Raw genomic sequence first — 13,252 nt, 5'->3', positions numbered from 1 at the left:
ACCCCGTGGATCCCCCTGGTCGGAGGGAGGCTACGGGTTGGTGGTCACGCCTGGATCACGGTCCGGACCGTCACCCGCCCAGGCGACGTGCCCGTCCGGGCGGATGAGCGCGGTGTGCACGGTGGACCAGGCGGGGCGGGTGCGGGGCCGGGACGCCTCACGGGCGACGACGCCGGGCATCGGCGAGGGGGTGCCCGTGAAGCCGAGCAGGACGTACCTGCCGGGGCGGAGGGCGGTGAACAGGTCCGTCCCGTCCGCGAGTTCGAGGTTGGGCGCGCGGTGGCCCGTCAGGGGGTGCCCGGGTGCCGGGGGCGGATAGGCGACCCCGAGCGCGGAGAGCCGCTCGGCCAGGCTCAGGGAGAACGCGGGGACGGTGGCGATGAGCCGGCTGAGCAGGGTGCGCAGGTCCTGGCCCTCCGCCGAGTGGGCGTTCATCAGCGCCGTCTGGGCCCGGGTGCTGAGCAGCAGGTCGGCGCCGACCGGGTGGCGTTCGGCGTGGTAGCTGTCCAGGAGTCCGTCGGGGGCGGTGCCCGCCAGGGTCGCGGCCAGCTTCCAGCCGAGGTTGGTGGCGTCCTGGAGGCCGACGTTGAGGCCGACGCCGCCGGCCGGGTAGTGCATGTGCGCGGCATCGCCCGCGAGCAGGACGCGCCCCGCGCGGTACGCGGCGGCCTGGCGGGTGGCGTTGCCGAACCGGGAGAGCCAGCGCGGGTCACGCATCCCGAAGTCGGTGCCGGCGATGCGGGTCACCTTGGCGCGGAGGGCGTCCAGGGTCAGTTCGCCGGGGTGGTCCGGTCCGTTGCTGTCCGGGTCGCCGCCGACGATCCGGTGGACTCCCTCCGGCATCGGGACGACCATGACGCCACCGGCCGGACCCGACGCGGCGTACGCCCCACCCTCGGGCGGGGCGTCGAGGGCGACGTCGCCGAGCCAGCCCCACGTCGTGGCGTCGGTGCCGGGGAACGCGATGCCCGCTGCCTCACGCACGGTGCTCCGGGTGCCGTCGCAGCCGACGAGGTACGCGGCGCGCAGGGTGTACGGGCCGTCGGGTCCGGCTGCCTCCACGGTCACCCCGTCCTCGTCCTGGGTGAGACCGGTGACCCGGTGTCCGCGCCGGATGTCGGCACCTGCCGCCAGCGCGCTTTCCTCCAGCAGTTCCTCGGTGCGGGCCTGCGGCAGGGCGAGCGTGAAGGGGTACGGGGTGTCCAGGGCACCGAAGTCCATCCGGTCGTCCAGTCCGCCGAAGTGCCCGCTGGGGATGCGCCGCCCCTCGGCGAGGAAGGGCTCCGCCACGCCTCGGAAGGCCAGAATCTCCAGAGTGCGGGGGTGGAGGGTCAGGGCCTTGGAATGGGGGTCGCGTTCGTGGCGCGCCTCCAGGACGGTGACGGGTGTCCCGGCCAGGCGCAGCTCCGCGGCCAGCCACAGGCCGGTGGGCCCGCCTCCCGCGATGACGACGTGTTCCATGACGGCTCCTCGAATCTCTTGGTCAGTGACCAACGGCGATGGGCCCAGTAGACTAGGTCGGTGACCAAGAAGCAAGTGGAGGAGTCCACACCGGGACAGGCCCGGCTCGGCCCCGGCGCGGTGGTGCACGCGGGGCTGGAACTGCTGGACGAGAAGGGCGCGGACGGGCTCTCGATCCGGGGCATCGCCGACCGGCTCGGCGTACGGATGAACACCGTCCTCTGGCACGCGAAGACCAAGGCGCGGCTGCTGGAGCTGATGGCGGACGCGATTCTGGCCGAGGTTCCGGTGGAGGAACTGCCCGAGCCGTGGGAGCCGCGCGTCCGCGAGCTGTTCCACCGCTATCGTCGCGCTCTGCTCGCCCGCCGGGACGGGGCCAGGATCGTGGCCGGTACGTACGCCGCCGAGCCCGCCACGCTCCGCTTCGCCGAGCTGGTGGTCGAGGCGCTGCTGGCCGGCGGACTGCGGGAGCGGGAGGCGGTCTGGACGGCCTGGACCCTGGTCTACTTCACTCTCGGGCTGGCCCAGGAGGAGCAGGCGCTGCCGGACGCGAGGGGCCCGGTGTTCGCCCGTCGGCTGGGTGCGGGGGAGTACCCGTCACTGTCCCGGGCCGTCGAGCACTTCGAGGACGCCTCCTTCGACGAACGCTTCGACTACGGGATCTCCCGCATCCTCGGGGTATGAGGGCATGCGAAGGGCCGGGCCCTCCACCCCTGATGGAGAGCCCGGCCCGGTTTCGCGGGGACCTGAGCGGTGGCGCCGGTGGTCAGGACCGGGTCAGCGCTTGATCTCCTTGATCTTGAGCATCCGTGTGATGACCTTGTCGAGCTCGTCGTCCTTGAAGACGTTCTTCCAGTCGTCGCGGACGATCGACTCGCGGCCGTAGTCCATCGCGATCAGGCACGCGTCGGAGAACGGGTTCGAGCCCTTGAGGGTGTTGGCCAGCGCGACCTGCGTGTGGCCGAGGAGCATGGCGCGGGCCGCCTTCTCCGGGACGCCCACCGTGTGGACGGTCTCGTGGAGGGCCTCGGTGAGCAGGGCGCCGACCATGCAGGCGATCGTCTCGACGAGGGTCGGCTCCAGGACCGCGAGCTGCTTGACGGTCACCCAGTGCACCTCGACGACCGGGGCGTACATGGTGGAGATGACGGCCTCGGCGAGCTCCTGCGCGGCCGGGTCGGCGGTCTCGGCGGCGGGCTCGAAGGAGGCGACGACCTCCTGCGGGGCGGCGATGCCGCCGAAGGTGTCCGCCCACTCCTCCTTCGTCGTGCGCTCCAGGAACACCGACGGGTGGCAGGGGTGCGCCACGGCGTTGTGCACGTCCGCGCGGCGGGTCAGCAGACCGGCGTAGGCGGCGGCCGGGTCGAGGGTCAGCAGGATCGCGCCGGGCTTCATGACCGGGACGAGCTGCTCGGAGACCGTGCCGAGGACGACGTCCGGGACGGCGAGGATCACGACGTCGGCCTGCGCGGCGGCGTCGGCGCTGTCCGTCAGCTCGCGGCCGAGCTCACGGATCAGCTCCTGGCCCTTGGGGGAGTTCTCGGCGAAGAGGGTGGTGAAGTCGCTCTCGACCAGGTTGTTGGAGACGCGCTGGCCCATCTTGCCTGCGGCCCCGATGACGGCGACGGTCTTGGATCCGGTGGCCATTACTTGCTCCTCAAAAGGGTGTTGATGCTGTGCCGGGTCCACTGGTCCTCCAGGCGGGCGGTTTCCTCGAAATCGCCCTGCCAGGGGAGCCAGTGCTCCACGATCTGGTTGATGCCCCGCTCGTCCGGCCCGACCGTGTCGATCATGTGGGCGTAGTCGAGAAGGCCCTCGCCGAGTGGGCAGCCGGCGAAGGTGAAGCCGACCCAGCCGTCACGGCGGGAGAACGAGAAGTCCTTGACGTGGATGTTCACCACGTGGGGGGCGGTGGCCTCGACGACGTCCACCGGGCGTTCCAGCCGGGCGACGCTGTTGCCCGGGTCGAGGACGACGCCGAGGTGCGGGCTGTCCACGCCGCGGACGACGGACAACAGGTCGTCGGTGGAGACCTGCTCGTAGGTCTCCAGGCCGAGCGTGACGCCCGCCGCCGCGTAGGCGGGGACGGCCTCGCGCAGCAGGGCGGTGGCCTCCGCGACCGTCGGCCGGTGGTCGGCCGTGTTCAGCATGGAGCGGACCAGGGTGACGCCCAGGCGCCGTGCGATGCGGAGGTAGGTGGCGAGGTGCTCCGTGCGCACGCCCCTGGTGCCCAGCTCCAGCGTGATGCCGTGCCCGGCAGCCGTGGCGCGCAGGGCGTCGAGCCGCACGTCGTCGTACGTCTCGATCAGCGGGTAGTCGCAGATCTGGAAGACCTCGCCGCCCAGCTCCCGGGTCTGCGCGAGCATCTCGTCGAGCGTGAGGGGGCGGGGCGCTTTGTCCGAGATGCGCCAGAAGTAGGCGTAGGTGCTCAGGCCGTAGGACATGCCAGGACTCCTTCCAGCGTCTCGTCGAGGATGCGTTCCACCGCTGCCGGGTCGTGGGCGAAGCGGCCGAGGAACAGCCCGTCGACGCCCGTGCCCAGCTCGGTCAGCAGCCCCGGGCCCGCGCTGCCGCCGTAGATCACGCGGCTGCCGGCCAGGGACGGCTGGGTGGCGAGCCAGGTGGTGAGGGCCTGGCAGACCACGCGGATGTGGTCCGGAGAGGCGGGCCGGGGGGCGCCGATGGCCCACTGCGGCTCGTACGCGAGGACGACCGGGGCGAGGGGCCCCTCGTGGGCCGCGGTGGCCAGGATGCGTTCCGCCTCGGCGACCGTGCGGGCGGCCGCCTCGGAGGGGGACACCTGGTCGAGCTCGCCGACGCAGAGCACCGGGGTGAGTCCGTTGCGCAGCGCGGCCGCCGTCTTGGCGGCGACGACCGTGTCGCCCTCGCCGAAGAGCCGGCGGCGCTCGGCGTGGCCGACCTCGGCGTAGCGGGCGCCGATCTCGTGCAGGTGCGCGCCGCTGACCTCGCCGGTGTACGGGCCGGAGTCCTGGGTCGCCAGGTCCTGCGCCCCGGTCCGCACCTCCGTACCGGCCAGGATGCCGGTGACGGGGACGAGTGCGGGGAAGGCGGGCAGCACGAAGAGTTCGGCCGTGCCGCCGGTGACGGCCGGGTGCCGGGCGGCGAGGAAGGCGATGCTGCGGGCCCAGTTGAGGGTCTGGTGGTGGCCGAAGTACATCTTCAGGCTCACCCCGATCGTGACCCGGGGGTTCTGCGCGGACATCAGGCTGCGGCTTCCTGCTGGTTCCCGTGGTCGTTCTTGTTCTCGTAGTCATCCATCAGCGCGACCTTGGCCGCGGACGCCGACGCCTCGTCGAAGCGGTACGTCAGCCACTCGGCGGCGAGCCGGCGTGCGAGCTCGATGCCGACGACGCGCTGGCCGAAGGTGAGGACCTGGGCGTTGTTGGAGAGGACCGCGCGCTCGACGGAGAAGGAGTCGTGGGCGGTGACGGCCCGGATGCCCTTGACCTTGTTGGCGGCGATCGCCACCCCGAGGCCCGTGCCGCAGACGAGCAGGGCGCGGTCGGCCTCGCCTCGGGCAACCATCTCGGCGGCGGCGATCGCGACCTTCGGGTAGGCGGTGTGCCCGTCGGCGTCGACCCCCACATCGGTGACGGTGGCGACGAGACCGCTGGCCTCCAGGTCCTTCCTGAGGGCTTCCTTGTAGGCGTGGCCGGCGTCGTCGGAGCCGACGACGATGCGGAGCTTCTCGGACATCAGTGGTTCTCCAGGGTGGGTACGAACACGCCGTGCACGGCACGGACGATCAGGGCGAGCGAGTGGGCTCCGGCGTCCGGAGTGCCGAGGCTCTTCTCGGCGTGCGGGCGGGCGCGGCCCATCCGGGGGAGCAGGCCCGTCGTGGCCTCGGCGGCGGCCGACGCGGAGTGCGCGGCCGTGTCCCAGGCGGTGGCCAGGGGCTGTCCCGCCTCGGTCGCGGCCGTGAGCGCGTAGGAGAAGGGGACGAGAACGTCGACCATCGTCTTGTCGCCGACCTCCGCCTTCCCGAGCTCCATCACGCCCGCCGATGCCTGGGCGACCCCTGCCGCGACCACGGGGGCCGTGGGCCGCCCGGTGTCGCCGAGAGCGGAGCCGACCGCCCGGAGGATGACGCCCCACAGGGCGCCGGAGGTGCCGCCGGCCCGGTCGGCCCAGGCATCGGCAGCCCGGAGCAGAAGCGTTTCCGCACCGGCGCCGAGGGCCTCGGCGCGGAGCGCCGCCTCGTACGCCCCGGTGGAGCCGCGCTGCATGCCGATGCCGTGGTCGCCGTCACCGGCGACCGCGTCGATCCGGCCGAGTTCGTCGGCGTGGACGTCGACGGTGTCCTTGAGGACGCGCAGCGCGGCGAGGGCGGTGCGGGCCGCCTCGCGGGAGTCGTCGGTGGCGGGCGGGACGGTGTCCTCGTCGGTCTCCGCGGAGGTGTCCGGGACGTGGAGGTCCGCCGCTTCGACGGTGCCCTTGCGGTAGGCGGGGGCGTCGGCCGGGGCCGTCCACAGGGGTTCCAGCTCGTCGGTGAGCCAGCACAGGGTGAGCGATACGCCGGCCATGTCGAAGCTGGTGACCAGTTCGCCGACCTCGGGGTCCACGGCCTCGACGCCGGCCTCGGCGAGGAGCTGGGCGACCCGGCGGTAGACGACGAACAGCTCCTCGTACTTCACCGAGCCGAGGCCGTTGAGGATCACCGCCGCCCGCCGGCCGCGCGGCGCGTCCACCCCTTCCGGGAGTTCGCCGAGGACGGTGGAGACCAGGAGCTCGGCGGCCTCGTCGGCGGTCGGCACGGGCCGCTCGCCCATGCCGGGCTCGCCGTGGATGCCGAGCCCCACGGCCATGCGGCCCTCGGGCACGGTGAAGAGGGGGTGGTCGGCGCCCGGCAGCGTGCAGCCGGAGAACGCGACACCGAAGGAGCGGGTGCGGGCGTTCGCCAGCGACGCGATCCGGGTCACCTCGTCCAGCGGGTGCCCTGCCTCGGCCGCCGCCGCGGCCGCCTTGAAGACGATCAGGTCCCCGGCGACACCGCGGCGCTTGTGGGCCTCTTCGGGCGAGGCGCTGGACATGTCGTCCGTGACGCCGAGCGTGCGGGCGGGTATCCCCTCGGCGGCGAGCTGTACCGCTGCCTGGCCGAAGTGCAGGACGTCGCCCGCGTAGTTGCCGTACGCGAGGAGGACGCCGCCGCCGGTCTCGGCGGCCCGCGCGACCTGGCGCACCTGGTGGGCGGAGGGCGAGGCGAAGACGTTGCCGACCGCCGCGCCGTGGGCGAGGCCCTGGCCGACCAGCCCGGAGAAGGCCGGGTAGTGCCCGGAGCCGCCGCCGACCACCACGGCGACCTGGCCGGGGGCGGTGCGGGTGGCCCGGACCACCCCGCCGGGTACCTGGCGGACCCTGCGTGGGTGGGCGGCGACGAAGCCTTCGAGCGCTTCGTCGGCGAAGGCGGCGGGATCGTTGGACAGGCGGGTCATCAGCGAACCTCTGCGAGAGGCCGGCCGTGGTGCGCGCTTTGGCCCTTGGACCGTTTGGCGAGCCACAGCATCAGCGCGGCGGACATGAGCATGAAGGCCCCGACGAGGAACAGCGGCAGGTAGTAGGCACCGCTGAAGTCCTTCAGCCAGCCGGTCACGTATCCGGCGGCGAAGCCGGCCACGTTGCCCGCGGTGTTGATCAGGGCGATACCGGCGGCGGCTGCGGCGCCGGTCAGGAACTGCGAGGGGACGGACCAGAAGACGGGCAGCGCGGCGAAGATCGCACAGGCGGTCACGGTGATGACGGCGACCGTGGCGGCCGGTGAGCCCATGTACAGGGCGACCGGGATGGAGACTCCGCCGACGACGGCCGGGCCGGCGATGTGCCAGGTGCGGACCCCGTGCTTGGTGGCGTTGCGCGACCAGAAGTAGAGGACGATCGCGGCCGGGAGGTACGGGATGGCGGTGATCAGGGCCTTGTCCATCACGCTGAACGTCGTGCCGAACTGGTCCTGGAAGCCGTTGATGATCGTCGGCAGGAAGAAGGCGAGGGCGTACAGGCCGTAGATGAAGCCGAAGTAGATGAGGGCGAGCGTCCAGACGCGGCTGTTGGTGAAGGCGGCCTTCAGGGCCTCCTTGCCGTGGTTGGTCTTCTCGTCCGCACCGGTCTTGCCCGCGTTCTCGGCGGCGAGCTCCTTCGTCAGCCAGTCCTTCTCATCGGGGGTCAGCCACTTCGCGTCGGCCGGCTTGTCGATCAGGTAGAACCAGGCGACGACACCCAGCAGGATCGCCGGGATCGACACACCGAGGAACATCACGCGCCAGCCCTCGAGACCGAAGAGCCCGTGCTGGTTGATGAACCAGCCGGCCAGCGGGGCACCTATGACGGTGGTCAGCGGCTGCGCCAGGTAGAAGAGTCCGAGGACCTTCGTACGGTGCCGGGAAGGCACCCACTGGCTGAGGAAGAGGATCGCGCCGGGGAAGAAGCCGGCCTCGGCGACCCCGAGCAGGAAGCGGAGCGTGTAGAGCTGCTCGCTGTTCTGCACCCAGGTGAAGAGGAGGGCGACGATGCCCCAGGTGACCATGATCCTGGCCAGCCAGCGCCGTGCGCCGAACTTGTGCAGTGCCATGTTGCTGGGCACTTCGAGAATGATGTAGCCGATGAAGAAGACGCCGGAGGCGAAGCCGAACTGCGCCGCGGTGAGCGCCAGGTCCTGCCCCATGCCGTTGGGCTCCGCGAAGGAGACGGCCGTCCGGTCCAGGTAGTTCACGAAGAACATCAGGGCCACGAAGGGGACGAGCCGGACCGAGACCTTCTTGATCGCTGATCTCTCGATCGCTGAATGCGCAGTGGCGCCCATGGAGACTCCTCGCTTGCGGACCGCTTTGTCCGGTTCTGTGTCTACTCCGGCAGGTGAAGGTGAACCGTGGAAGGTTGTGTTTCGGGCCGGTGAACAACTACAAGCTAGCCCTGGAATCTAAATTGGTCACCAATTTACCAAAGTGACGTAGGTCGCTCCCCTGAGCTCTTCTCCTGGACCGATGAGCGCGTTATCGTCCGCCCGCCCCGGGGTTCCGCCGCCCCGTCTGATGTACTGGTCAGCGTGTCCACGCAGCCCGAAGCGCCCGATTTCACGTCACTTCTGCGCCCCGTCGTCCGGGAGTCCTCGGTCAGTGAGGTGGCCAAGCGGCTCCTCGATCACCTGTCCGAGGGGAACCTGAAGCCGGGCACGCGCCTGCCCGCCGAGCGCCAGCTCGCCGACGCCCTCGGCGTCGCGCGCTCCAGCGTGCGCGGGGCGCTGTCCGCACTGGACGTCCTGGGCATCATCGAGATCAGGCCGGGCTCGGGCTCGTACGTCCGGGAGGGGACCTCGGAATTCCTTCCACGGGCCATCAACTGGGGCCTGATGCTCGGTCAGCGCCGCACCCAGGACCTGGTCGAGGTCCGCACCTTCATGGAGGGCATGTCGGCACGGCTGGCCGCGGACCGGGCGTCCGAGGCCGACGTCGAGCGGCTGGAGAAGCACCTGGAGCGGATGCGGGAGGCGGGGACGGACGTCAAGGCGTTCGTCGACGCCGATATCGCCTTCCACCTGGAGACCGCGAACATCGCCCGCAACACGGTGCTCAGCGACATCCTGCACTCCATCCGGGCGCTGCTCCAGGTGTGGATGGAGCGGGCGGGAGACATCGAGGGCACGGTCAGCGGGACGCTGCACGAGCACGGGGCCGTGCTCGACGCGATCCGGGCCGGGGACCCGGAGGGCGCGGACGCCGCGATGGCGGAGCACATGAGGCTGGCGAGCGACCGGCTGCGGCTGTCCCTGCGGGGCGACGAGGACTGACTCCCGGCCGGGCTGCCGGTACCCGGCGCTCAGTCCCGCACCTCGGCGGGCGGGACCGCTGCCGTGGCCGTGGGTGCTGCCGGGTCCGGGTCCGTCGCGGTGTCGGTGGGTGTCGCCGGGTCCGGCGCCGTTGCGGTGTCGGCGGGTGTTGCCGTGACCGGGGCCCTCCGCCGCCTGGTTCCGGTCCCGGCCAGCAGCGCCGGGAGCTCGGTCAGGGCGTCGACGCGCCAGTCCGCGGTCTCCAGGACGTCGGGGTGGTCCGCCCACCAATGCCCGTACGGGCCACGGCGGATGTGCGCCGTGCGCAGCCCCGACGACTTCGCCGGGAACAGGTCGTCGGCCGGGTGGTCGCCGACGTAGAGAGTGGCCTCCGGGGCGGCGCCCGACACCTCCAGTACGCGGGCGAAGAACTCCCGGCCCGGTTTGGCGACGCCCCATTCCTGCGCGGTGACGACCAGGTCGGCCGGCAGGTCCAGTTTCCGCAGCAGCTCTCCCGCCCGTGCCGACCGGTCGCCCGCGACGACGACCCGCAGTCCGAGCGCGCGCAGTTCGGCCAGTGCGGGGCGGACGTCGGGGTAGAGGTCCGTCTCGTCCAGGTGCTCGCCCCGGCCCGCCGCCGCACGGGCGTGGTACGCCTCGGTGACGTCCATGCCGGGGCGCAGGACGCGCAGCGCGTCGGTGCCGTCGCGGCCCTGCACGACCGAGGCGCCGACCAGTGCGCTGACGGTGTGCGGCGGGACGCCGAGCCAGTCCGCCCATGACGCCCAGAGGCGGTCGTCGCGGACGAGGGTTTCTCCGATGTCGAAGACGATCGTTTCCATCACCCATCCGAGCCTACGGTGCAAGCGGGACATAACGGCCAAGGCGCCAGCGTTCCACGGCCGGTTACGCCGGACAGAGGCCCTGGTCCGGAAGGAGCGGGGCGCTCGTATGCTCGGTTCATGACCGATGCTCAGCGCCCCACGACCAACGCCATGCGGCGTGCCCTCCGGCGGGCTCGCGACGGCGTCGCCCTCGACACGGCCGAGGCCGCCGTCCTGCTCCAGGCGCGAGGGGACGATCTGACCGATCTCGCAGCCTCCGCCGCCCGCGTGCGGAACGCGGGGCTGGAAGCCGCGGGCCGGCCGGGAGTGATCACGTACTCCCGGAAGGTCTTCATCCCGCTGACCCGGCTCTGCCGTGACACCTGCCACTACTGCACCTTCGTCACCGTGCCCGGGAAGCTCCGCAAGGCGGGGCACGGGATGTTCCTGTCACCGGACGAGGTCCTCGACATCGCCCGCAAGGGCGCCGAAATGGGCTGCAAGGAAGCACTGTTCACGCTGGGCGACCGGCCCGAGGACCGCTGGCCCGAGGCGCGGGAGTGGCTGGAGGCCGAGGGGTACGACGACACCCTGGCGTACGTGCGTGCCATGGCGATCAGGGTGCTGGAGGAGACGGGGCTGCTGCCGCACCTGAACCCCGGTGTGATGACGTGGACGGACCTGCAGCGGCTGAAGCCCGTCGCCCCCTCCATGGGCATGATGCTGGAGACGACGGCGACCCGGCTGTGGTCCGAGAAGGGCGGCCCGCACCACGGCTCCCCGGACAAGGAGCCCGCGGTCCGGCTGCGGGTACTGGAGGACGCGGGCCGGTCCAACGTGCCGTTCACCACCGGCATCCTCATCGGGATCGGCGAGTCGTACGAGGAGCGCGCCGACTCCCTCTTCGAGCTCCGCAGGACGGCCCGGGCCTACCACGGCATCCAGGAAGTCATCGTCCAGAACTTCCGCGCCAAGCCGGACACCGCCATGCGCGGGATGCCGGACGCCGAACTGGAGGAGCTGGCCGCCGCGATCGCCGTCGCCCGCCACATCCTCGGCCCCTCGGCCCGCATCCAGGCCCCGCCGAATCTCGTCGACGCCGAGTACGCCCTGCTGATCGGCGCGGGCATCGACGACTGGGGCGGCGTGTCACCCCTCACCCCGGACCATGTGAACCCGGAGCGCCCCTGGCCGCACATCGACGATCTCGCGGCCCGCACGGCCGAGTCGGGCTTCGAACTGCGTGAACGTCTGACGATCTACCCGGAGTTCATCCAGCGCGGCGAGCCGTGGCTCGACCCGCGTCTCCTGCCGCACGTGCGGGCGCTCGCCGACCCGGAGACGGGCCTCGCGAAGGAGGGCGCGATCCCCGCCGGTCTGCCCTGGCAGGAGCCCGACCAGGGCTTCGACGCCTCCGGCCGCACCGACCTGCACCGCACCATCGACACCGAGGGCCGCACCGCCGACCGGCGCGACGACTTCGACGAGGTGTACGGCGACTGGGAGGCCCTGCGGGAGGCCGCCGCCCCCGGCATGGTCCCCTCCAGGATCGACGCCGACGTACGCCAGGCCCTGAGCCAGGCCGCCGACGACCCGACGAAGCTCACCGACGACCAGGCCCTCGCCCTGCTCCACGCGGACGGCCCGGCGCTCGACGACCTGTGCCGGATCGCGGACACCCTGCGCCGCGACGTGGTCGGTGACGATGTCACCTACATCGTCACCAGGAACATCAACTTCACCAACGTCTGCTACACCGGCTGCCGGTTCTGCGCCTTCGCCCAGCGGCGTACGGACGCCGACGCCTACACCCTCTCCCTGGACCAGGTCGCCGACCGCGCCGCACAGGCCTGGGACGTCGGCGCGGTCGAGGTCTGCATGCAGGGCGGCATCCACCCGGACCTGCCCGGCACCGCCTACTTCGACATCGCCCGGGCGGTGAAGGAGCGCGTCCCCGGCATGCACGTCCACGCCTTCTCGCCGATGGAGGTCGTCAACGGAGCCACCCGCACCGGCATGTCCATCCGCGACTGGCTGACCGCCGCCAAGGAGGCCGGTCTCGACTCGATCCCCGGCACCGCCGCGGAGATCCTCGACGACGAGGTCCGCTGGGTCCTCACCAAGGGGAAGCTGCCGACCGCCACCTGGCTGGAGGTCATCAGGACGGCTCACGAGACGGGCCTGCGCTCCTCGTCGACGATGATGTACGGCCATGTCGACCAGCCGCGCCACTGGCTCGGCCACTTCAGGACACTTGCCCGCCTCCAGCAGGAGACCGGTGGCTTCACGGAGTTCGTCACCCTCCCCTTCATCCACACCAACGCCCCGGTCTACCTGGCCGGCATCGCCCGCCCCGGCCCCACCGACCGCGACAACCGGGCCGTCACCGCGATGGCCCGGCTGCTGCTCCACCCGCACATCACCAACATCCAGACCAGCTGGGTGAAGCTCGGAGCGGAAGGTGCGGCCGAGATGCTCCGCTCGGGCGCCAACGACCTGGGCGGGACGCTGATGGAGGAGACCATCTCCCGCATGGCGGGCTCCAGTTACGGCTCGTACCGGTCGATCCAGGACCTCGTCGCCATCGCCGACCTCGCGGGCCGGCCGGCGAAGCCCCGTACGACGCTGTACGACGAGGTGCCCGAGGAGCGCGTCACGGCCGCGGTGGCATCGGACGGGCACCTGCCGGAGCTGCTGCCGGTGCTGGAGGGCTGAGGGCCGCCGCCTCGTGCTCCCCGCCGACGGGGAGCACGAGGGCGGCTCAGCCCCCGTTCGCGGTCTCGCCCGCCGCCGTCGCGATCACGTCGTCCAGAACCTCCCGGGAGCGGCGAAGTTCGTCGATCTTGCGGTCGATGCGGTCGCGCTCCATGGACAGGTCGCCGACCAGGCGCGGGGTGGCGATCTCGGAGGGGCCGCCGTCCGCGTCCCGTACGCAGGGAAGCAGCTCGGCGATCTTCGCGCTGGCCAGCCCGGCCGCGTAGAACTCCTGGATGCGGATCACGCGGTCGACCGCGCCCTCGGGGTAGTCCCGGTGGCCGCCGGGCGTACGGTCCGCCGTCAGCAGCCCCTGGGTCCCGTAGTAGCGCAAGGAGCGCTCGCTCACGCCCGTACGCCTGGCCAGCTCGCCGATCCGCATGGAATTCCTCGCCTCCGGGGTTGAACCTGACACCGGTGTCAATTCTTACCGTTC

The 13,252-nt window shown here is 71.8% G+C and carries 12 protein-coding genes; 3 read left to right on the top strand and 9 right to left on the bottom strand.

Annotated elements, in window-relative coordinates; genetic code table 11:
- Positions 1-30 precede the first annotated feature (30 nt).
- Positions 31-1,461: an FAD-dependent monooxygenase gene (locus tag HED23_RS32195; protein WP_203186836.1), complete on the bottom strand. Its 1,431-nt coding sequence runs from the start codon at positions 1,459-1,461 to the stop codon at positions 31-33.
- Positions 1,462-1,521: 60 nt separating this feature from the next.
- Between HED23_RS32195 and HED23_RS32190 the strand changes: the two genes are divergently transcribed.
- Positions 1,522-2,145, top strand: a complete 624-nt coding sequence (locus HED23_RS32190; protein ID WP_203186835.1) for a TetR/AcrR family transcriptional regulator C-terminal domain-containing protein — start codon at positions 1,522-1,524, stop codon at positions 2,143-2,145.
- Positions 2,146-2,238: 93 nt separating this feature from the next.
- Here HED23_RS32190 and HED23_RS32185 read toward each other — a convergent pair whose 3' ends face one another.
- From HED23_RS32185 to HED23_RS32160, 6 genes are read right to left on the bottom strand one after another with little or no spacing between them, the layout of a single operon-like run.
- Complete coding sequence (locus HED23_RS32185) at positions 2,239-3,108, bottom strand: phosphogluconate dehydrogenase C-terminal domain-containing protein (protein ID WP_203186834.1); 870 nt, start codon at positions 3,106-3,108, stop codon at positions 2,239-2,241.
- Positions 3,108-3,905, bottom strand: coding sequence for a sugar phosphate isomerase/epimerase family protein (locus HED23_RS32180; RefSeq protein ID WP_203186833.1), 798 nt, complete (start codon positions 3,903-3,905; stop codon positions 3,108-3,110). The genes HED23_RS32185 and HED23_RS32180 overlap by 1 nt, the downstream gene beginning before the upstream one ends.
- Entirely contained in the window at positions 3,890-4,684 is a 795-nt protein-coding gene (locus HED23_RS32175) for a triose-phosphate isomerase family protein (RefSeq protein ID WP_203186832.1), read from the bottom strand. The genes HED23_RS32180 and HED23_RS32175 overlap by 16 nt, the downstream gene beginning before the upstream one ends.
- Entirely contained in the window at positions 4,684-5,178 is a 495-nt protein-coding gene (locus tag HED23_RS32170; RefSeq protein ID WP_203186831.1) for a ribose-5-phosphate isomerase, read from the bottom strand. Before HED23_RS32170 ends, HED23_RS32175 begins: the two co-directional genes overlap by 1 nt.
- Positions 5,178-6,914 carry a dihydroxyacetone kinase family protein gene (locus tag HED23_RS32165; RefSeq protein ID WP_203186830.1) on the bottom strand — a complete coding sequence of 579 codons (1,737 nt, stop codon included), beginning with the start codon at positions 6,912-6,914 and terminating at the stop codon, positions 5,178-5,180. The genes HED23_RS32170 and HED23_RS32165 overlap by 1 nt, the downstream gene beginning before the upstream one ends.
- Positions 6,914-8,275: an MFS transporter gene (locus HED23_RS32160; protein WP_203186829.1), complete on the bottom strand. Its 1,362-nt coding sequence runs from the start codon at positions 8,273-8,275 to the stop codon at positions 6,914-6,916. Before HED23_RS32160 ends, HED23_RS32165 begins: the two co-directional genes overlap by 1 nt.
- A 243-nt stretch (positions 8,276-8,518) precedes the next feature.
- On the opposite strand from HED23_RS32160, the gene HED23_RS32155 reads away from it, so the two are divergent.
- Positions 8,519-9,259 carry a FadR/GntR family transcriptional regulator gene (locus tag HED23_RS32155; RefSeq protein ID WP_203186828.1) on the top strand — a complete coding sequence of 247 codons (741 nt, stop codon included), beginning with the start codon at positions 8,519-8,521 and terminating at the stop codon, positions 9,257-9,259.
- A 29-nt stretch (positions 9,260-9,288) separates the two neighbouring features.
- Here HED23_RS32155 and HED23_RS32150 read toward each other — a convergent pair whose 3' ends face one another.
- A complete protein-coding gene (locus tag HED23_RS32150) occupies positions 9,289-10,080 on the bottom strand; it encodes an HAD family hydrolase (RefSeq protein ID WP_203187729.1) in 792 nt (263 codons plus the stop codon).
- A gap of 120 nt (positions 10,081-10,200) precedes the next feature.
- On the opposite strand from HED23_RS32150, the gene HED23_RS32145 reads away from it, so the two are divergent.
- Entirely contained in the window at positions 10,201-12,777 is a 2,577-nt protein-coding gene (locus HED23_RS32145) for a bifunctional FO biosynthesis protein CofGH (RefSeq protein WP_203186827.1), read from the top strand.
- 46 nt (positions 12,778-12,823) lie between these two features.
- Here HED23_RS32145 and HED23_RS32140 read toward each other — a convergent pair whose 3' ends face one another.
- Positions 12,824-13,198: a MerR family transcriptional regulator gene (locus HED23_RS32140; protein ID WP_203187728.1), complete on the bottom strand. Its 375-nt coding sequence runs from the start codon at positions 13,196-13,198 to the stop codon at positions 12,824-12,826.
- Positions 13,199-13,252: the final 54 nt, after the last annotated feature.

Source organism: Streptomyces pratensis, from assembly GCF_016804005.1.
Classification (GTDB): domain Bacteria; phylum Actinomycetota; class Actinomycetes; order Streptomycetales; family Streptomycetaceae; genus Streptomyces; species Streptomyces pratensis_A.
This window is presented reverse-complemented; position numbering and strand designations above follow the sequence as displayed.

What these genes read in the sequence shown, in the direction of transcription:
- HED23_RS32145 (WP_203186827.1), top strand. Translation starts at nt 10,201, where the DNA reads ATGACCGATGCTCAGCGCCCCACGACCAACGCCATGCGGCGTGCCCTC.
- HED23_RS32150 (WP_203187729.1), bottom strand. Translation starts at nt 10,080, where the DNA reads ATGGAAACGATCGTCTTCGACATCGGAGAAACCCTCGTCCGCGACGAC.
- HED23_RS32170 (WP_203186831.1), bottom strand. Translation starts at nt 5,178, where the DNA reads ATGTCCGAGAAGCTCCGCATCGTCGTCGGCTCCGACGACGCCGGCCAC.
- HED23_RS32185 (WP_203186834.1), bottom strand. Translation starts at nt 3,108, where the DNA reads ATGGCCACCGGATCCAAGACCGTCGCCGTCATCGGGGCCGCAGGCAAG.
- HED23_RS32175 (WP_203186832.1), bottom strand. Translation starts at nt 4,684, where the DNA reads ATGTCCGCGCAGAACCCCCGGGTCACGATCGGGGTGAGCCTGAAGATG.
- HED23_RS32140 (WP_203187728.1), bottom strand. Translation starts at nt 13,198, where the DNA reads ATGCGGATCGGCGAGCTGGCCAGGCGTACGGGCGTGAGCGAGCGCTCC.
- HED23_RS32180 (WP_203186833.1), bottom strand. Translation starts at nt 3,905, where the DNA reads ATGTCCTACGGCCTGAGCACCTACGCCTACTTCTGGCGCATCTCGGAC.
- HED23_RS32195 (WP_203186836.1), bottom strand. Translation starts at nt 1,461, where the DNA reads ATGGAACACGTCGTCATCGCGGGAGGCGGGCCCACCGGCCTGTGGCTG.
- HED23_RS32165 (WP_203186830.1), bottom strand. Translation starts at nt 6,914, where the DNA reads ATGACCCGCCTGTCCAACGATCCCGCCGCCTTCGCCGACGAAGCGCTC.
- HED23_RS32160 (WP_203186829.1), bottom strand. Translation starts at nt 8,275, where the DNA reads ATGGGCGCCACTGCGCATTCAGCGATCGAGAGATCAGCGATCAAGAAG.